Annotated in this window: 17 protein-coding genes; 9 read left to right on the top strand and 8 right to left on the bottom strand. The window is 40.4% G+C overall.

What is annotated here, in order from left to right:
• Nucleotides 1-134: 134 nt before the first annotated feature.
• From NSQ52_RS05205 to NSQ52_RS05215, 3 genes are all read left to right on the top strand, one after another.
• Nucleotides 135-713: a TetR/AcrR family transcriptional regulator gene (locus NSQ52_RS05205; protein WP_007497184.1), complete on the top strand. Its 579-nt coding sequence runs from the start codon at nt 135-137 to the stop codon at nt 711-713.
• A 64-nt stretch (nt 714-777) separates the two neighbouring features.
• Nucleotides 778-3,087: a YhgE/Pip domain-containing protein gene (locus NSQ52_RS05210; protein WP_342473974.1), complete on the top strand. Its 2,310-nt coding sequence runs from the start codon at nt 778-780 to the stop codon at nt 3,085-3,087.
• A gap of 352 nt (nt 3,088-3,439) precedes the next feature.
• Nucleotides 3,440-4,489, top strand: coding sequence for a M42 family metallopeptidase (locus NSQ52_RS05215; protein WP_024720001.1), 1,050 nt, complete (start codon nt 3,440-3,442; stop codon nt 4,487-4,489).
• Nucleotides 4,490-4,521: 32 nt separating this feature from the next.
• On the opposite strand, the gene NSQ52_RS05220 is transcribed toward NSQ52_RS05215, so the two are convergent.
• Complete coding sequence (locus tag NSQ52_RS05220) at nt 4,522-5,811, bottom strand: cation:dicarboxylase symporter family transporter (protein ID WP_008348850.1); 1,290 nt, start codon at nt 5,809-5,811, stop codon at nt 4,522-4,524.
• Nucleotides 5,812-6,150: 339 nt separating this feature from the next.
• Nucleotides 6,151-6,288 (bottom strand): protein YhfH, encoded by a 138-nt coding sequence (gene yhfH / locus NSQ52_RS05225; RefSeq protein ID WP_008359029.1) that lies wholly within the window; start codon nt 6,286-6,288, stop codon nt 6,151-6,153.
• Nucleotides 6,289-6,443: 155 nt separating this feature from the next.
• On the opposite strand from yhfH, the gene NSQ52_RS05230 reads away from it, so the two are divergent.
• The 3 genes from NSQ52_RS05230 to NSQ52_RS05240 all read left to right on the top strand — a co-directional run bounded on the left by NSQ52_RS05230 (nt 6,444) and on the right by NSQ52_RS05240 (nt 9,905).
• Entirely contained in the window at nt 6,444-7,187 is a 744-nt protein-coding gene (locus NSQ52_RS05230) for an MBL fold metallo-hydrolase (protein WP_201268119.1), read from the top strand.
• A gap of 2 nt (nt 7,188-7,189) precedes the next feature.
• Nucleotides 7,190-8,179 carry a lipoate--protein ligase gene (locus NSQ52_RS05235; RefSeq protein WP_008348846.1) on the top strand — a complete coding sequence of 330 codons (990 nt, stop codon included), beginning with the start codon at nt 7,190-7,192 and terminating at the stop codon, nt 8,177-8,179.
• A 172-nt stretch (nt 8,180-8,351) separates the two neighbouring features.
• Entirely contained in the window at nt 8,352-9,905 is a 1,554-nt protein-coding gene (locus tag NSQ52_RS05240; protein WP_342473975.1) for a fatty acid--CoA ligase family protein, read from the top strand.
• Between the two features lie 208 nt (nt 9,906-10,113).
• On the opposite strand, the gene NSQ52_RS05245 is transcribed toward NSQ52_RS05240, so the two are convergent.
• Nucleotides 10,114-10,530 (bottom strand): hypothetical protein, encoded by a 417-nt coding sequence (locus NSQ52_RS05245; protein ID WP_007497192.1) that lies wholly within the window; start codon nt 10,528-10,530, stop codon nt 10,114-10,116.
• A gap of 177 nt (nt 10,531-10,707) precedes the next feature.
• Between NSQ52_RS05245 and NSQ52_RS05250 the strand changes: the two genes are divergently transcribed.
• Nucleotides 10,708-11,991 (top strand): M48 family metallopeptidase, encoded by a 1,284-nt coding sequence (locus tag NSQ52_RS05250; protein ID WP_342473976.1) that lies wholly within the window; start codon nt 10,708-10,710, stop codon nt 11,989-11,991.
• Nucleotides 11,992-12,037: 46 nt separating this feature from the next.
• Here NSQ52_RS05250 and NSQ52_RS05255 read toward each other — a convergent pair whose 3' ends face one another.
• From NSQ52_RS05255 to NSQ52_RS05270, 4 genes are all read right to left on the bottom strand, one after another.
• Nucleotides 12,038-13,183, bottom strand: a complete 1,146-nt coding sequence (locus NSQ52_RS05255) for a S8 family peptidase (protein ID WP_045034875.1) — start codon at nt 13,181-13,183, stop codon at nt 12,038-12,040.
• A gap of 386 nt (nt 13,184-13,569) precedes the next feature.
• The gene (locus tag NSQ52_RS05260) at nt 13,570-14,154 is read right to left on the bottom strand and encodes a histidine phosphatase family protein (protein ID WP_025207047.1); all 585 of its coding nucleotides are present in this window, start codon (nt 14,152-14,154) and stop codon (nt 13,570-13,572) included.
• A gap of 61 nt (nt 14,155-14,215) precedes the next feature.
• Nucleotides 14,216-15,511, bottom strand: a complete 1,296-nt coding sequence (locus NSQ52_RS05265) for a globin-coupled sensor protein (protein WP_007497200.1) — start codon at nt 15,509-15,511, stop codon at nt 14,216-14,218.
• Between the two features lie 91 nt (nt 15,512-15,602).
• Nucleotides 15,603-17,135 carry an FAD-dependent oxidoreductase gene (locus tag NSQ52_RS05270; RefSeq protein WP_326241855.1) on the bottom strand — a complete coding sequence of 511 codons (1,533 nt, stop codon included), beginning with the start codon at nt 17,133-17,135 and terminating at the stop codon, nt 15,603-15,605.
• Between the two features lie 142 nt (nt 17,136-17,277).
• On the opposite strand from NSQ52_RS05270, the gene NSQ52_RS05275 reads away from it, so the two are divergent.
• On the top strand, nt 17,278-18,138 hold the full coding sequence (locus NSQ52_RS05275; protein WP_017360297.1) for an SDR family oxidoreductase: 861 nt from the start codon (nt 17,278-17,280) through the stop codon (nt 18,136-18,138).
• A gap of 64 nt (nt 18,139-18,202) precedes the next feature.
• On the opposite strand, the gene NSQ52_RS05280 is transcribed toward NSQ52_RS05275, so the two are convergent.
• Complete coding sequence (locus NSQ52_RS05280; protein ID WP_003210924.1) at nt 18,203-18,433, bottom strand: IDEAL domain-containing protein; 231 nt, start codon at nt 18,431-18,433, stop codon at nt 18,203-18,205.
• Nucleotides 18,434-18,722: 289 nt separating this feature from the next.
• Here NSQ52_RS05280 and NSQ52_RS05285 point away from each other — a divergent pair, with 289 nt between their 5' ends.
• Nucleotides 18,723-19,301, top strand: a complete 579-nt coding sequence (locus NSQ52_RS05285; protein WP_017366958.1) for a competence protein ComK — start codon at nt 18,723-18,725, stop codon at nt 19,299-19,301.
• Nucleotides 19,302-19,427: the final 126 nt, after the last annotated feature.

A 19,427-nucleotide genomic window follows, 5' to 3' on the forward strand; every position in this document is an offset into this window, starting at 1 on the left:
TGTTCGTATGTTTAGAAAAGAGTGGTGAATAATAAAATTGAACAAAGTTGTTGCATCTGAGGAAAAGGATGTGGTATATTACTTTCTGTACTTAATGACCGAAACGTTCAAATAGTCATTTTGGGAGTGAGATCATGAGTGTTGATAGGAGACAAATGATTTTAGATGGAGCAACAAAGGCATTTACCCAGTTCGGGTATAAAGCCACGACAATGGACCTTGTAGCAAAGCTTGCCAACGTTGGAAAAGGAACGATTTATACTTTTTTCAAAAACAAAGAAGAGCTGTTCGATGAAATTTTCACATCACTGTTAATGGAGATGAGGAAAATTGCAGATGAAGCAATAGATGAGAAGAATAGTTTCTCAGAAAACCTTCATTTAGCACTCTTTGCAATATTAGAATTTCGAAAAAACCACCAGCTTACAATTAAAATCTTTCAGGAAAATGCGGAGCTTGGCACATCAGCAGTGAAAGAAATGATTGAAAAAATGGAGCAGATGATCATTCGCTATATTAAAACAAAAGTAAAAGAAGCGATTGAAAAAGGCGACATTAAGCCCTGTGATCCTGAATTGACGGCATTTGTGATGGTGAAACTATATATTGCACTTATTTTTGACTGGGAAAAGCGATATGAGCCTTTAACAAAAGAAGAGGTCGCTGAATCGCTCGAGCTTTATGTACTAAAAGGACTGTCTGCAACAACATAATTTTTTTTGAGTTCAAATGACCGAATTCTTAATTTAGTCATTCATCAATGGGAGGAAAACAGCAATGAATTTAATTCGGAATCAATGGAAAGACATTGTGACGAGCAAAAAACTACTGATCCCGATTTTAGCTGTCTTATTTATTCCACTGATTTATAGTGGTGTATTTTTAAAAGCTTACTGGGATCCATATGGTACAGTTGATCAATTACCTGTAGCGGTTGTCAACTTGGATGAAGGCAGTCATTATGACGGCAAAACCCTTCAAGTGGGCGATGATTTAGTGAAGGAATTGAAGAAAAACGATAGTTTTAAATGGCATTTTGTTGATAGTGAAGAAAAGGCCATCAAAGGGTTAAATAACGAAGACTATTATCTCGTCGTCGAGATTCCGAAAGATTTCTCGAAAAATGCGAGTACAGTACTAGACAAACATCCGAAAAAATCGAATCTGAAATATTATACGAATCCAGGCGCAAACTATGCTGCGTCTCAAATTGCGAATAACGCCATTATCAAATTAAAAGATTCGGTTTCAAAGGAAGTCACAGAAAATTATGCAGAGGTCATCTTTGATAACTTCAAAACGATTGCAAAAGGATTAGATCAAGCAAGCGATGGAGCGAAGAAAATTGATGACGGAACAAAAAGCGCAAAAGACGGTAGCCAAAAGTTAAAAGACAATCTGGCGAAATTGGCAGAAGGAACGTTAACGTATAGCGAAGGTGTTCATCAGTTTGCAGGAAAAATGGGTGAACTGAACACTGGAATTCAATCTCTTGATAGCGGTCTTGGTCAGCTCTTAACAGGCTATCAAACGATTGATCAGAAATTTGGTGAGCTTGGCACAGGAATTGATACATTGACCGAAGGGTTAAACACAAGCCGTGAAGGACATGAGCAGCTTTCTTCTAAAATGCCGCAATTCACAGCAGGCATTGAGCAGCTGAACAATAAAGCACAGTCATTTTCAGAAAAAATCGCTGCTGTTGAGAAAGTATTGTCTTCACCTGAATTAGCGAACCTTGAAAAGATGGCGCCTAAGATTGATCAGGTGAAAGAAGATGCAAAAACGTTCAGTACCAAACTTGCTTCTTTAAAAGAAGCATTATCTAATCGAGATGCAAAAGTAAAAAGTATTATTCAAAACAGCTCGATGACAGATGAAGAGAAAAAGGCGGCAATGGATCAGCTAGACAGTCTCCCTACAGTCGAACTGCCTGATTTGTCTGGTCTTGAGCAAAGCTTAGCGGCGCTGCAGGAACTGCCTGACGCAAGTGAAGTTCAGTCTGCGGTTGCATCTGCAAAAGCACAGCTACAGCAAGTCAAGCAGTTGCCAGAGAAAACAGAACAGCTGTATACATCGACAGTCGCCATACAAAATGCGATTGATCAAATGACATCCGGTACGAATAAATTGTATCAAGGTGCACTGAAGCTTCAAACGGGTCAAGGGAAATTACAAGATGGCCTACAAACAGCAAATGGAAAGCTTGATACAGCGAAAAGTGGTGCGGATAAACTGGCAAATGGTTCAAGCCAGCTTAGTGCAGCATTGAATAAACTAGAAAGTGGATCAGCGAGTATCCAAAGCAACTCATCTAAACTGGCTGAAGGGTCAAAATCCCTTGATAAAGGATTAGGTGACTTAAAAAGTGGAACTGGAAAGCTTTCTGATAAGCTAAAAATCGCTGCAGATGAAACAGGAGACATTGATGCGGGGCAGGACAATTACAATATGATTGCAAGCCCAGTCAAAACAGAGAATGATACAGCGAAAAAAATTGATAACTATGGAACAGGGCTCACACCATATATTTTATCAATGGGACTCTTTGTTGGAGCTCTTATGCTGACTGTTGTATTCCCAATGAAAGATCCTGCAGGACGCCCTAGAAATGCGTTTGAATGGTTTGTCAGCAAATATAGTGTGCTTCTCTTAGTCGGTATCTTGCAGGCAGTGATTGCAAGCTCCATGCTGATCTTTGGACTTGGACTTGAAGTGGAAAGCCTCTGGCGCTTCTATCTCTTTGCGATCATCGTCAGTCTGACATTCCTAGCGATCATTCAGCTTCTTGCGACGACGATGGGGAACCCAGGACGCTTTATTGCCGTCATTATCTTGGTTCTTCAGCTTGCAGCAAGTGCGGGTACATTCCCGCTTGAGCTTGTACCAAAATTCTTCCAAGTTATTCACAGTCTGCTTCCAATGACGTATACCATCAACGGATTTAGAACGATCATTGCAAGCGGTGATAACAGTTATTTATGGCACCAAGCAGCGATTCTTGGAACAGTAGCCATCATCATGATGGCTGCAACAACAGCATACTTTGCTTGGAACATAAGAAAAATGAAACAAGAAGAAGCTTAATCAAAAAAACCTTTCTCTTTCATGAGAAAGGTTTTTTATTTCAGATTGTTGACAAAGGGCTAAAATGAACTTTATTTTAGCCCTTTGTCTTCTTTTCAGCGTGATAGAAAACCTTTGAAGTCTAGGAAGGACGAGCACTGGCACAGAGCGAATTGACATTCGTGAGTACCAGCGCGCAGGACTGACACCGAATGCGAGGGTTTGTCTACACGCTGAAACCTTTCTCTTTCATGAGAAAGGTTTTTCTATTAGAAATTAGACATCAGGAACCCGAAGCGATATATTTTAAGAAGGATGCTGAAAAAAGGCATGCTTGGAAAGAATTTCTTTTAGATGAAGGAGGATATGCCGAATGACAACGGAAGTAAATGAAACGATTCAGCTTATTCAAAAGCTTGTGTCGATCCCAAGTCCATCAGGAAATACTGAGAAAGTGATTGGCTTTGTCGAACGTTTTTTACAAGATTTAAATATTGAAACGAAGCGAAATCGAAAAGGCGGATTAATTGCCACCCTAAAAGGAACAGATGACAAGGAACACCGCATGCTGACAGCACATGTCGATACGCTCGGTGCGATGGTCAAAGAAATTAAATCAAATGGCCGGCTGCGTCTTGCACTCATTGGAGGCTTTCAATATAACTCGATAGAAGGCGAGTATTGTGAAATTGAAACAGTAACAGGCCGTACATACACAGGTACCATTCTGATGCATCAAACGTCCGTTCACGTATATGAGGATGCTGGAAAAGCGAAGCGAAATCAAGAAAATATGGAGATTCGCTTAGATGAGAAAGTGAAAAATGCAGACGATGTGCAAGCACTCGGCATTCAAGTAGGAGACTTTATCTCATTTGATCCTAGAGTGGAAGTGACATCTTCAGGTTTTATTAAATCAAGACACCTTGATGATAAGGCAAGTGTGGCGTTGTTGCTGAGATTGATTCACCGCATTCAAACAGAGAACATCACATTGCCGCATACGACACATTTCTTAATTTCAAATAATGAAGAAATCGGATACGGTGGGAACTCGAATATCCCGGAAGAAACGGTGGAATATTTGGCGGTTGATATGGGAGCCATCGGTGACGGTCAATCAACCGATGAATACAGTGTGTCAATATGTGTGAAGGATTCTAGTGGTCCTTATCACTATGGTCTGCGCAAACATTTAGCAGCATTAGCTGAGGCAAATAAGATCGATTACCGCCTTGATATATACCCTTATTATGGTTCAGATGCGTCAGCAGCGATTCGAGCAGGGCATGATATCATTCATGGACTGATTGGACCTGGCATTGACTCTTCGCATGCCTTTGAAAGAACCCATGAAGACTCATTGATTCATACAGCCAATCTTCTGTACCACTATGTTCAAAGCAAATTAATCACAGTATAAAAAAAGAACCCCGATCGCGGGGTTCTTTTTGATTAGCTTGAAAGTTGTGTTGGCTCAGGTACATCTTGTCCAGTCATCACGCGGTGTCCTTTTTCAGGGTCATATTGCCCTTCCCATTTAGACATCACGACAGCTGCAAGTGCATTACCAGTTAAGTTGACAACGGTTCTTGCCATATCCATGATACGATCAACACCTGCAATAAAGGCTAGACCTTCAGCAGGAACACCGATCGTTCCAAGTGTTGCAAGTAATACAACAAAGGATGTACCAGGAACGGCAGCCATTCCTTTTGATGTCACCATCAATACAAGGATTAGTGTGAGCTGCTGTACGATCGTGAGGTCAATGCCATATACCTGCGCTAAGAAAAGCGCCGCAATGGCTTGATACAAGACGGAGCCGTCCAGATTAAACGTATAACCAATTGGGATAACAAAAGAAACAATTCCTTTTGGACACCCGATGCGCTCCATTTTATCCATGACTCTCGGTAAAACTGTTTCAGAGCTGGATGTACTAAAGGCGAGAAGCATTTCGTCTTTCATGTAAGCAAGAAATCTGAAAATATTGACGCCAATCATCTTTCCAATAATTCCGAATACAACGATAAGGAAGAGAGCGAGCGCAAAATAAACAAGACCTACGAGCTTACCTAATGAAACAAGAGATTCAAGACCAAATTTTGATACTGTCACACCAATGAGCGCGAACACACCAAATGGTGCTGCTTTCATCACAACATTGACGACATGGAACATCGCATGTGACACACCTTCAAAGAAGGCGAGCACTGGTTTGCCGCGTTCACCAATCGCTGAAACGCCAAGTGCGAATAATACAGTGAAGAAAATAATCGCAAGCAAATCACCTTCCGCCAATGATTGGAAGAAGTTCGTCGGAACGATATGAAGGAACGTATCAGCAACTGATTTACTGCTTTGTTCTTTTTCCGTTTCAACATACTGGCTAATATCCTGTTTTTCTGTATGTCCAAAGTCAACGCCTGCACCTGGTTGAACAAAGTTCGCAAGCACAAGACCAAGGATGATCGCAAACGTTGTGATAATTTCAAAATAAAGAATGGTTCTAAAACCAAGCTTCCCTACTTTTTTACCATCACCCGCACCTGCAACACCTAAAATTAAGCTAGATACGACAATCGGAATGACAATCATCTTAATGAGTCGTAAGAAGAAGTCTCCAATTGGTTTTAAATATGTCTCAACACCAGGGTTACCGAAAAAGATCGCACCAACCACGACACCGAGAATAAGACCGATTAGGATTTGAGTTGCTAATCCAAATTTTAATTTTTTCATAGATTTCCTCCCTAACATATTCATTAAAGGAATATTCCCATTATATTAAGTTTTAATATATGAATTAAAGTATAACTAAAATTAAAGAGGTTCGTCCACGATTAAATTATATTAAGAAAATACAAAATTATTTGAAAAAATGGACACTTCGAACCCCCTTCGTTGTTTTAAGTCAATAAAAAGTGCCTTCCGAACTAAAAGTCATCATATGAAAATACTAAAAAACCCTTCTGTACCAAGGGTTTTACCTTTTTACCTATTTTTCAGAAAAAATAAAAAGCACTTTTGACTCCAACTGACGAAGGAGGAAAAAAGTGCCTTTTCGTTCTATTTATTTCCTTATTTAAGATAACTTACTTGTGAGCATTCCTCACATTCATTACCGTAACACTCGTGCTGTTCCATTAAATCATTTCCACATTTTGTGCATTTTTTTGAAGGCAAATTTCTAAAAAACTCAGTGATTTTTCCTAGCATTTGTCATCCTCCAATACGTTTTATTGCTATCATTGTATTATAACAGATTGATAATTGTCAATCTGTTTTGTAACAATAGGCAAGAAGAATGCTTTTTTTATGAAAAATGGGTATATTGTAAGAAGGGGATTTTTTGAAAAGGAGGAAATATGACGATGAAATTAACCGTGATTGGCTGCTACGGAGGATTTCCAGCAGCTGGTGAAGCCACATCAGGTTATCTTTTTGAATCAGATGGTTTTCGTCTGCTTGTCGACTGCGGGAGCGGAGTTCTGTCAAAGCTTCAGCAATACATTGATATAGAAGAACTAGATGCTGTACTCCTTTCTCATTATCATCACGATCATATTGCAGATATCGGACCTCTCCAATATGCGAAGCTAGTGGGTTATCATTTAGGAAAAAGCAGTGGTCCGCTGACGATCTACGGACATACCGGGGATCAAGCAGCATTTCAGCGGCTCTCTGATGATGTACATACAAAGACAAAACCTTATCACCCGGAAGAGGGCATTCAAATCGGACCATTTCAAATTGATTTTTTGAAAACGGTTCATCCGGCAGAATGCTATGCGATGAGAATTCAAGCAAATGAGGCTGTGGTGGTGTATACAGCTGATTCCAGCTATCAAGATGCATTTATCCCTTTTAGCAAGGATGTAGACTTACTTATTGCCGAAAGCAACTTTTACGCTGGACAAGACGGATCGGGTGCAGGACATATGAACAGTACTGAAGTAGGGAAGCTGGCAAGTGAAGCAAATGTTGGAGAGCTTATCATCACCCATCTGCCTCATTTCGGTCGGCATAAAGACCTAGTCAATGAAGCACAGGCGTTATATACTGGCAATATACAGCTTGCCCAATCAGGGCTTAGATGGAACAAGGAAGGAAGATAGAGATGCTGTTTATCGATAACGAGCAACATTATGACCCAATGATTAATTTAGCAATTGAAGAGTATTGCTTAAAATATTTAGATCCAGAAGAAACGTATTTGCTGTTTTACATCAACCAGCCATCCATTATTATTGGAAAGAACCAAAATACAATAGAAGAAATCAATACAAAATATGTGGAAGACAATGGCATCAAAGTCGTTCGCAGGTTATCTGGCGGTGGTGCAGTTTACCATGACAAAGGAAACTTGAACTTCAGTTTTATTACAAAAGACGATGGGGACAGCTTTCATAACTTTAAAAAATTCACCGAGCCAGTCATCAAAGCGCTTGAAAAGCTTGGCGTCAAAGCGGAATTAAGCGGCAGAAATGACATCATGGCAGATGGGCGTAAAATTTCGGGGAATGCTCAATTTGCTACACGAGGACGTATCTTCAGTCATGGCACCCTATTATTTGATTCAGAAATCGAACATGTTGTCTCGGCATTAAATGTGAAGAAAGAAAAGATCGAATCAAAAGGCATTAAATCCATTAGAAGCAGGGTTGCGAATATTAGTGAACTGATGGATCAAAAGATGACAACAGAAGAATTTAGAAAAATTCTTTTAAGCTATATTTTTGACACGAACGGAGACGTGCCTGAGTATCAGCTGACAGAAAAGGATTGGGAGAAGATTCATGAGATTTCTCGTGATCGATACCAAAAATGGGAATGGAACTACGGCCGTTCACCTAAGTTTAACTTGCAGCACTCTAAGCGTTTTCCAGCTGGATCGATTGATCTTCGATTAGAAGTGAAAAAAGGCATCATTCAAGACTGCAAAATTTTTGGTGACTTCTTCGGTGTAGGGGATATTGCTGATATTGAGAAACGACTCATCGGGCAGCAATATGATCGCAAAACCATTAGTGATGTATTAGAAGACATGGATATGCGCCATTATTTTGGTAACGTATCAAAAGAAGATTTTCTGGATTTGATTTATTAAGCAAGGACAAGCACGGCTAGAGATAGCGGTGCTTTTTCTAATGAAAGGGATGAAAGCGGTTTACATTTGATCTTGTGAATTTTTTCGATTGTCTATTATAATAGAAAGGAGGAATGTTTGGTCATAAAATGAATGGCTATTCATTCATTGATGAAGTATAAGGGGTGGGAGAATGGATTTGATCAAAAATCTTGAGCAGACTGCGATGACCAAGGGAGAGAACGTCGCACTGATCTTTGAAGGGAACAAGTGGACCTATCAAGAACTGATGACAAGTATCGAACGTTTTGCAGATGGTTTAGTGAGCGAAGGGTTTCAAGTGGGAGATCATATCGCGCTGATTTTAGGAAATTCACCGCAATTTGTGATTTCATTTTTTGGTGCATTAAAGGCAGGACTTGTTGTTGTACCTGTCAATCCAACATATACGCCAAGTGAAATCGGCTATATGCTGGTCACTGGTGATGTAAAAGGGATTGTTGCACCGGATCAGCTTCTGCCGATATACGAGCAGGTGTATGAACAGCTTCCAGCTATTGAACGAGTCATTATTTGTGCACAAAATGAATCTGCGTGCAGGTCAAGTTTAAAAGAAGTATCTGATCGTCTTGTTTTCTTCGGAAAGCTTGTGTCTGGAGATGCGCCGGAAACTGAGCATCCTGTCATCCAACCTGACGATACGGCCGTTATTTTATTTACATCTGGCACAACAGGAAAGCCAAAAGGGGCAATGCTCTCTCATGTTAACCTATATTCAAATGCAAGAGACATTGCAGAGTACCTGTCAATTGATGAGAAGGACAAGGTGATTGCTGCATTGCCGATGTTCCATGTGTTTTGTTTGACCGTCTGTATGAATGCCCCTTTGATTCATGGAGCGACCATCTATGTCCTGCCGCATTTCAGCCCATCAGAGCTTTTACGAATGATGGAGAAAGAAAAACCAACGCTATTTGTTGGTGTTCCAACCATGTATAACTATTTATATCGTCAGGACGGTCATGAGGAAGCGATGAAGTCGGTGAGGATTTGTATATCAGGCGGTGCGTCCATGCCTGTTGCTTTACTTCACGGTTTTGAAGAAAAGTTCGGTGTCACGGTGTTAGAGGGCTATGGATTGTCAGAGGCTTCCCCAGTGACGGCATTCAATCCCCTTGATGGAAAGAGAAAACCAGGTTCAGTCGGAACTGATATTATGAATGTGAAAAATAAGATCGTGAATGAACTTGGAGAGGAAGTTGGACCAAACGAAGTCGGAGAATTGATTGCAAAAGGGCCAAACATTATGAAAGGCTATTATCAAATGCCAGAAGACACAGAAGCAGCACTGAAAGATGGCTGGCTGTACACAGGAGATTTGGCGAGAAGAGATGAAGACGGATATATTTATATCGTCGATCGAAAAAAGGACATGATTCTCGTTGGCGGGTATAATGTCTATCCAAGAGAAGTAGAAGAAGTGCTTTATCAACATGAAGCTGTAGCAGAAGCCGTTGTCATCGGTGTGCCCGATCCAAACACAGGAGAGGCTGTTGTCTGCTACATTTCCCCTAAGAAACATGCTCACATCAATCAAGAAGACATCATCACACATTGTTCACGCTATTTGGCGAAATATAAGCAGCCCCAAACGATCCATTTCATTGATGATATTCCAAAAAACACGACTGGTAAAATTTTAAGAAGAGCGCTAAAGGATAAGTACCAAGCAGAAACAAGTAAATAAAAAAAGAGTCTCTTCTTATGAAGAGGCTCCTTAGCGTCGTGTGTAGACAAACCCTCGCATTCTTTGTCAGTCCTGTGTGCTGGTGCTCACGAATGTCACATTCGCTCCGCGCCTCCTAGACTGCAAAGGTTTTCTATCACGCTGAAAAGAAGACAAGGGGATAAAATCAAGTTCATTTTATCCCTTTGTCAACAATCTAGGGAGTCTCTTATGAAGAGGCTCCTTTTTGAATCGCTTCTTGTACCTGTTTTCGAAAGGAATTTGACTGTTTTTGATTTAATTCATAATAGGTGCCGTCTACTAAAAAAACAACTTGAGAGCGGTTGGTCCATAGCTGAAAAGAAGTACCATTTGTCCGTCCGAACATGACCTTGGCGATATAATCTGGCTTCTTTACATTCTTTTTGAGATGGCTGCTTGTTTGTTTCCCTTTGTTTAATTGTTCAATTAGATCCTCAGTTGTATCTTTATCATCTATTTCATAAGAAATGGACTGGTTCGTCGGTGAAAGCAATAATTTCTCTGCTCGATTTTCATCGAAGATGTCACTTGTCCGGCTGAACACATAAAAGAAGGTAATCAGTAAAAGCCCAAAGATCACAATTCCTGCAAGGATTTTCTTCATGATGAACCTCCAACTCACTTTTTTATAGTTAGTTTCTCCGATTTTTGAACAGCATAATCATTTTTTTCACTCAAGCTTTTTCAGATAGGGCATGCTATGATGGAGCCACATGAGACAGGTTCTAAACAAAAACGTGCGTGATTACAATAGAGAGAGAAATGGAAAGGAGGCTGACCAGTGCGAGTACGCAAATGGGTAGCTCTTGCAACGGTAGCATACATATTGTACGGTCTTTTTATTTATTCTTACTTATTTCTAATGGGGGATTCATCTGTCCCTGACAGTGTGAAAGGGACAAGTGCAGACCCGCATACATTTATGACAAGCCATGAGCTTTTGATCAGTGGAAATTACTCGAACATTCGTAACCTGTTGTACTTTATGACAATTCCTTTAGATTGGTATGTCTTTTTCCTTTTGCTCATTTCAGGGTTTTCAAGGAAATTAGCAGATTGGAGCTTGGTAGCAGCTCGTTTTGACCTTTTGAGCAAACTTGTGTATGTGTTTGTGCTGTCATTTTTGACGATGCTGATCACATTGCCGGTCAAGTGGGTGAGCTACCAGTTGTCCTTGTACTACGGTGTTTCAGCACAAAGCACGGCAAGTTGGCTAAAAGACCAAACGCTTGATTTTTGGATTCAATATCCACTGCTTGTTCTATGCGCAATTGTGTTCTTTTGGCTCATTCAAAAGAAAAGGAAATATTGGTGGCTGTATTGCTGGTGTTTAACCGTTCCAGTTACACTGTTTCTCTTCTTTATACAGCCGGTCGTTATTGATCCACTCTACAATGATTTTTACCCATTGAAGGATCAAGCGCTTGAGAAAAAGATATTAACTCTTGCAGAGAAAGCACACATTCCAGCAGATCATGTATATGAAGTCAACATGTCAGAGAAAACAAACACGATGAATGCTTACGTCACAGGAATTGGTGAAAATAAGCGTATTGTTTTGTGGGATACGACACTTCAAAAGCTGAAAGACCGTGAAATCTTATTTATCATGGCGCATGAGATGGGACATTACGTGATGAAGCATGTGTATATCGGTTTAGCAGGATATTTAGTGCTGTCTCTGGTTGGATTTTTTGCCATTGACCGTTTTTATTTTTCCCTTTACCAAAAAGGCGCTTCTTCATTTCGTCTGAAGGCACCACATGACGTTGCTGCTCTGCCGCTTCTGTTGATCATTGTGTCTATGCTGTCATTTGTTGCTTCTCCTTTTACAAATGCTGTGTCAAGGCATCAAGAACGTGCAGCTGATGAATACGCCGTGAACTTGACGAAAGATGGAGAGGCGGGGGTGACGTCATTTCAAAAGCTTGCAAAATCAGGGCTTTCCCAAGTCAATCCGCCACTTTTAGTGAAAATATTCCGCTATGGACACCCGACGATGATGGAGAGAATCATCGATATGGAAAAAGCCGCAAAAAAAGAGGAAACATCGAAAAAGCAATAAATAAAAAATCCGGCTCAGTTCGCCGGATTTTTTTGTCACACTTATTTTAGTTAGAAGCCGCTTGAACGTTAATTAATCCTTTTCCATAATAGAACGAATTACCAAGCGGTGTTGCCGTATTTTCTAAGCGCTGACGAACCTGAGACGTTGATAGATTCGGATACTTAGAAAGGATAAGCGCTGCTGCTCCTGCTACATGAGGAGATGCCATTGATGTTCCCGTATAAGACGTATATCCACTGCTTGGTACTGTACTTAAAATCGATGTACCAGGTGCAGAAACATCTAATTCAGGACCTGCGCTAGAAGACGAGTTTCTGACATTGTTGCTGTTCACGTTGGCAACAGCAATTGTAGAGTCGTATTTTGCAGGATAGCCTACGGTGCTAGTAGAGCCAATTGAACCTGAATTCCCTGCTGCGGCAACGACAACTACTCCGCGGTTATTCGCTGTGTCTACAGCATTTTTAAGCGCTGTGGAGCCGTTTGGTCCGCCTAAGCTCATATTGATGACATCCATGTTATTGGCAACAGCCCATTCAATACCGCTGATAATCCAGCTGTATTGTCCATCTCCGTTTCGATCTAACACTTTAACGGCATACAAGGAGGCGCTTGGCGCAACCCCAAGAACACCAATCGTGTTATCAAGGGCAGCAATGGTTCCGGCTACGTGAGTTCCGTGTGATTGAAAGTCTTGTGTGGCATTTGGCTCTGAAGGGACGAAGCTAGCACCGCCTGCAACATTTAAGTCAGGGTGTGCGGCGTGGATTCCAGTATCAAGGACAGCTACTTTGACGTTAGCACCTTTATAACCTTGAGCGTGTACGGCTGGAGCTTTGATTTGAGGGATACCATAAGGGACGGTTTGGGCATATGCTTCTGCTTTGTGGTCTTCTTCTACATAAGCAATGCTAGGGTCGTGTTCAAGTTTTTTTGCGGCTTGTTCAGACATCTTCACTTGTGCAGCATTAATGAGGCGGTATTGTTTTTCTAATTTCCCACCATTTTGTGTCACTGCTTGTTTCTTAGAGCTGTTTGTGGTGGCAGAAGCTTTAAAGCCAACGATATAGCTTTTTTCGCTTTCTGACTTTGAGGCAGTCTCGGCATTTGCCATCGAGCCTCCAAACCCTGCTGAAAACAGAAGAGGGACAGCCAATAAAACACTTGTCATCACATTTTTCTTTTTCACGCACATTCCACATCCCTTTTTCTTATTTCAGAATAATCATCCGTAGTCTATTAGAATGATCCGTTTGATTATTCTGTATTTTCAGTTTAATAGAGATAGGCAAATAAGAGTAGGCCCGAATTTTTGTGGAAGTCCTAGCGAAAAATAGGGAATTAAGTCGCTTGGAAATGATGGTAAAATATGTTTATTCTATATTTCCAACGGTTTCCTATTAAAAAGGAATCGTGCTTTTTTTCTCATGATCCATTTGAGGATAAACATTCGATACCCGAAATGCCATAAAATAGGTAGAAAAGGCTATCATCTATTTCGAATTTCGATATAAAAAAATATTATTTTATCATTGTTTTTGACATGAAAAAGAACCTGCTATGAAAACAGGTTCTTTAAGAAGGGGCAGATTGTGTTAAATGGCTGACCACGTTGTAATCGTTCACCTTCCATTCACCATCTGTCCATTCCACATAATTTAAGCAGGCATTCTCAAGCCTTGTATCCTTAATACCCATATGTTCGTCAGCTAGTGAGGTGAGTAAGGCATGGATGGCAGCACCGTGTGCTACGATTAGTACCCGTTGATCTGGGTAGGTTGCTCTCACTTTTTCGATACCTTCTAGCATTCGATCTTGAAGTGCCGATAGTGGTTCCATATTTGGATACTGTTTATTTGGAAACAGTTTCTGACGTTCCTCAAATGACATGCCTTCAGCGTCGCCATAGTCACGTTCAATAAAATCGTCCATGATCACGAGCGGTGCATGTACATGCTGTAAAATCAAATGAGCTGTTTCTTTTGCCCTTGATAGCGGACTGGAAATGACAACATCCCAGTGGGCATCTTTTAAGTAAAGACCGGTTTGTTCCGCTTGCCATTTACCAGTGTCATTTAAAGGGATATCTGTTCGTCCTTGAATTCGTTTCGCTGCATTCCAATCGGTTTCTCCGTGTCTGACTAGGCAAATTGCTGTCAATCAAATCCCGCCTTTTCTATCTTTTCCTCTATTATACTAAAACAGAAGAAGAATGACTGGATCAGTGATTTGTCAGACTCGTTAAGGACTCGACCGAACTTGCCACTTGGGACACTGTTTGTTTGACTTCTTTCAATTCATTTAGGAATGTTTGCAAATCTATTTCAATTTTTCCATTTTGGTTTTTGCTTAAGTTCATGCTGCTGACGATATCATCGAATAGCGAGTTGATTTGGGTCATTTTTTCTTTACTGTCTGTCACAAGTAAATTCACATCAGCAATATGCTGTGACACAATGGCGATTTGTGAATTTGTGTTGTTGACGAGCTCAGATACAGTTGAAACCGTTTTCTTTGTATCCTCTGATAATTTGCGAACCTCGTTTGCAACGACAGCAAAGCCTTTGCCATGTTCACCTGCTCGAGCTGATTCGATTGAAGCGTTTAAAGATAGTAAATTCGTTTGCTCCGCAATACCTGTGACGATCCCAAAAATTTGTTCAATTTGTTTCGCAATTTCTTCTAAGCGTTTAATTTCTGTTTCAATCTTTGTCATACTGCCGTCAATTTGGTTCATTTGCGTCTGCTGAATTTCTAACTCTTTTTTACCGCCAATTGATTTCTCTTCAACTTGTGCTGAAATCTTTGTGCCAGCCTGTGACATATCCGCCATCTCATCAGATTTTGATACAAGTTTGTCCACTGCATTTGTTGTGTTTGAGAAGAGAGAAGCAAGTGAATTAGATGTTTCTGTAATTTTTGTATGAAGCTCTTTTTGCTGTAGTTCTGCTTCATCACGAACTTTAGAGTATTCATTTTGGAACGTATCTAGGACAAGCTGCTGCTCTAGATTTAAAATTTTCGTCGTCGCTTTCACTGCCGTCTGATATTCTTTGAAATCTTGGATATGCTGGGCAAATAAATCCATTATGGATAGCAATAGGTCTTGGAAGGCTGCCATATACCATTTAGGTTGAAGTCCAATTCTTAAATGAACTTGTGCAATTTTAATTCTTTTGGCCACATAAGATTCGTCAATCACACCGGCAAACATTTCACTAATATGAATGCGTAGTGTTTTCTTTAGACGCTCGACTGAGCTGTTATCTTGAATGATGTGCATCAAGGAAGACTCGACTTCTAGGTTTTTATAAAATTTATCGACGATATGTTCAATTTCATCTTGAACGATTGGATTCAGCTGTTTCAAGATAAAAAGGTCTTGCTGCGTCAAATCAATCATTTTAATTTGTTTGGCAATGTCCGTATTCTCCGGAAAATTAATTCGTTTTATCCCATCATCCTGCTGTGTGAAAAAAGCAGTGTTTTTCTTTTTACTCTCTTTTTTAAATAACAATGTGTTTGTCCCCCCATGATTATCAAAAATATCAGACTTTATGTTTTTTATCGGATAATTTTGGTTTTTTTAAAGGGAAAACAGTGAAATTTTACTGTTCTTTATATGACCTTTTTAGTGGTTTTTTCGCCGGACCTTCTACTACTTCTCCCGTAATGGAGAAGCGAGACCCGTGACAAGGACAGTCCCACGTGCGGTCACTATTATTCCACGCGACTTCACAGCCTAAATGAGTACAGGTTGTATCGACAAGAAAGATATCGCCGTCCTCTGACTTAAATGCGCCACATTTTTTATGCTCATAAGATACAATCCCGCCTTCACCCGGATTTAAATCATCAATTGTTTGATCAGCTCGTTTTAATTTACCGCTGATTAGCTTCGCTGCAACATTGGTGTTTTCTTTGATAAAGTCTTTTACGAATGCGTCTGACACGAGTCTTGATGGAGTAAAGATGGATTCGTAAGGATTCGATTTTCCTTCGATCAAATCTCCGATCAGTGTCGCTGCTACGTGGCTTGTGGTCATGCCCCATTTTCTAAAGCCTGTTGCAATGAAAATATTCGAATGATGTGATGTCAGGCGGCCAATGTAAGGGATTTGATCCATTGTGACCATATCATGCGTGGACCAGCGGTAAAGGACTTCCGTTATACCAAGGGTGGCTTCACCAAACTTTTCTAGTGCTTCATAGTGTGCGGATTCATCTCCGCCTTGTCCGGTTTTATGGCCTTGTCCACCGATGAGCACGACATCTTCTCCATGGAATTTCGCCGTTCTTAATGAATGGGCAGGCTGATCAATTCCTAAGTACATGCCGTCTGGAAGCGGTTTTTTTGTTTTGGCTGCGACGACATAAGATTGCTCAGGATGGATTCGCGTGAAATACAGTCCTTTGCCATCGTAAAAAGGAAAGTGTGAGCATGAAATGATAGAGCGCCCCATCAGATGATGACCACTTTTTGTGATGACAGCAGGGTGTTTTCCTTCTTTTACATCGACTGCCGCTGTCTGTTCAAATATGCGCACGCCTCGGTCAATGAGCTGATCGATCAGTGCATGAAGATAATGAAGAGGATGAAATTGTGCCTGCTGCGTCATGGCGAGGGCTGCCTTGATGCCAGCATCAAACGGGAGCGCTGTTTTCCATTCGCGATCGATACCGAGCTGTTTGTACGCATCTAATTCCTTCTTTAACTTTTTGACGCCGTTTTCTTCTGTTGTATAAAGGTAAGCATCTTTTACCTCAAGCTGACAATCAATGTCATACTCTTTCACACGTGCTTGGATGAGCTCCTTTGCTTTTTCATTTGCTTCTACATATAAACGGGCTTTCGGCATACCAATATGCTGAATCAGCTCATGATAGTACACATCATGCTGGGAGGTAATTTTCGCTGTCGTATGTCCAGTGGTTCCTTGCAGCACTTGATCAGCATCTATGATGATGACATCCAGTCCGCGTTCTGTCATTTCAAATGCAGTAGCGATACCGGTAATACCGGCACCGACAATGATGACATCTGCTGTAAGATCTTCGCTGACAGTAGGAAAAGAGGGCTTCTCACTATCAGCTAGCCATAACGACTTTGCTTGTTCCGATCCTTTATGTTCTTGTTCCATGTTGTCGCCTCCAGTCACTTATTGTGTATAATTTTTCCACGATGCTGAAAATCATACATTTTAGTGAAAACAAGAGCGAAATACATAAAAAAATGAGCAACACATAAAAATAAACGAGATAAAAAGGAAGGAGTGGACTGACGTGTCAACAAAGCAGCCAAAGAAAACGTTACCGCCTCAGCATCAGAACGAACGTCCAGGACTTGAATATAAAATGAACCCTAGACCTATCTTTGATCGAGAGGTGCAAGGCAAAAAGCTGACAGGGAAAACGGCGATTGTCACAGGTGGAGACAGCGGGATTGGAAGAGCAGTATCTGTCTTATTTGCCAAAGAAGGAGCCAATGTAGCGATTGTTTATTTGAATGAACATCGTGATGCGGAAGAAACGAAGGACTATATTGAAAAGATGGGAGGTCGCGTCATTTTAATATCAGGTGACCTAGGGGATGAAGCTTTTTCACACGAGGTCGTCAAACAAACAAAAGATGCTTTCGGTTCGATTGATATTTTGGTCAACAATGCAGGTGAACAGCATCCGCAAAAAAGCATTGAACAGATTACCTCTCACCAGCTTCTTCGGACATTTCAAACGAATATATTTGCCATGTTCTATTTAACAAAAGCGGTGCTCCCTCATTTAAAGAAAGGAAGCAGTATTATTAATACAGCATCGGTCACTGCTTATAAAGGTCATGAAACCTTAATTGATTATTCATCGACAAAAGGGGCGGTTGTAACGTTTACAAGGTCATTATCTCTATCTCTTATCAAACAAGGGATTCGGGTAAATGGGGTAGCGCCTGGACCGATTTGGACACCACTGATTCCATCCACATTTACGGAAAAGGAAGTGTCTGAATTTGGTGGAGATGTCCCAATGGAGCGGCCTGGTGAGCCAGTAGAGTTAGCGCCAAGTTATTTATTTTTAGCGAGCGAAGACTCTTCTTATATGAATGGACAAATGATTCATGTGAATGGCGGAACCATATTAAATGGATAAAAACAAAAAACTTGCGGTAAAGAGACAAGTTTCTGTCTCTCTGCCGCAAGTAAAATCATCATAATTAATGTAAGCAGTGTTCTGCATATTGAGCTGACAGGTCGTTGAATCGCTTTTCATCACGCTGATCCAGTGCCTTATCAATCTCTTCTCTAAGGAAGGTTAAGCGCTGTTTATAAAGCGCCTCATCTAAAACCATTTGAATATAGATGTCTAAAATCGTCACGCCGTTTTCTTCGGTTTTTTGGGTGTTGCGGGACTTCATGAGCTCAGCATACGTTTTTTTCTCTTTCATAAAGAATCCCCCCGATGCCTTTTTTATAGTATATGGATTGGCGGAGAAAAAATCAACAAGAATTTATAATTTTTAGACAATTTATTTTTGAGTCATATCGACACCCCTTGTCCAGTCGACAAGATGCGATATATCTTTAAAAATGGCTTTTAGATAGATCGAATGTACTAAATAACATGATAAAAAGATAATTTTAAATAAATATTGAAAAAATCCTGTCGTTTCTTATACGTTGGTGATAGATTAATAGTATCTAAAATAACCAAAAATTAACACAGGAGGAAATGAAGTGTCAGGAATTAGTGAAACACCATTAGATTCATACGTCATTAATCAAACAACAATGGCGGTCCTTCCGGTTGAAGAAGGAAAACGAGTATATTCAAAAGTGATCGAAAGAGAGACAAGCTTTTACGTTGAATTAAAGCCGCTGCAAATTATAGAACGCAGTTGCAGGTTCTTTGGCTCAAGCTATGCAGGCAGAAAAGCGGGAACATATGAAGTAACAGGTATTTCCCACAAGCCTCCCATCGTGATTGACTCATCCAATCATCTGTATTTCTTCCCAACCTATTCATCCAACCGCCCTCAATGCGGATGGATCTCCCACAAATACATTCATATCTTTCAGGAATCATCCCTCGGAGACACGGTTGTTACTTTTACAAATGAGCAATCGGTCAAACTAGATGTCTCATATAAGTCATTTGAGAGTCAGGTACACCGAACAGCGTATCTCCGAACGAAATTTCAAGATCGACTTGATGGAGGTCTTCCTAAGAAACAAGAATTTATGCTGTATCCAAAAGAACAGCAGCTCAACCTTGTGTATGATTTTATCTTAAGAGAACTTCGCAATCGTTATTAGTGAGAGATCAGCGGCAGACAGCCGCTGGACTGCTTACTCATCGCCATCACTTTTTTGCAGAAAAAACCATTGATTATCGTATAAAAAAATATATAATTTATATATATCGTATAATTTTTTATATAA

It is taken from the genome of Bacillus sp. FSL W8-1141 (genome assembly GCF_038593205.1).
Taxonomy (GTDB): domain Bacteria; phylum Bacillota; class Bacilli; order Bacillales; family Bacillaceae; genus Bacillus; species Bacillus altitudinis.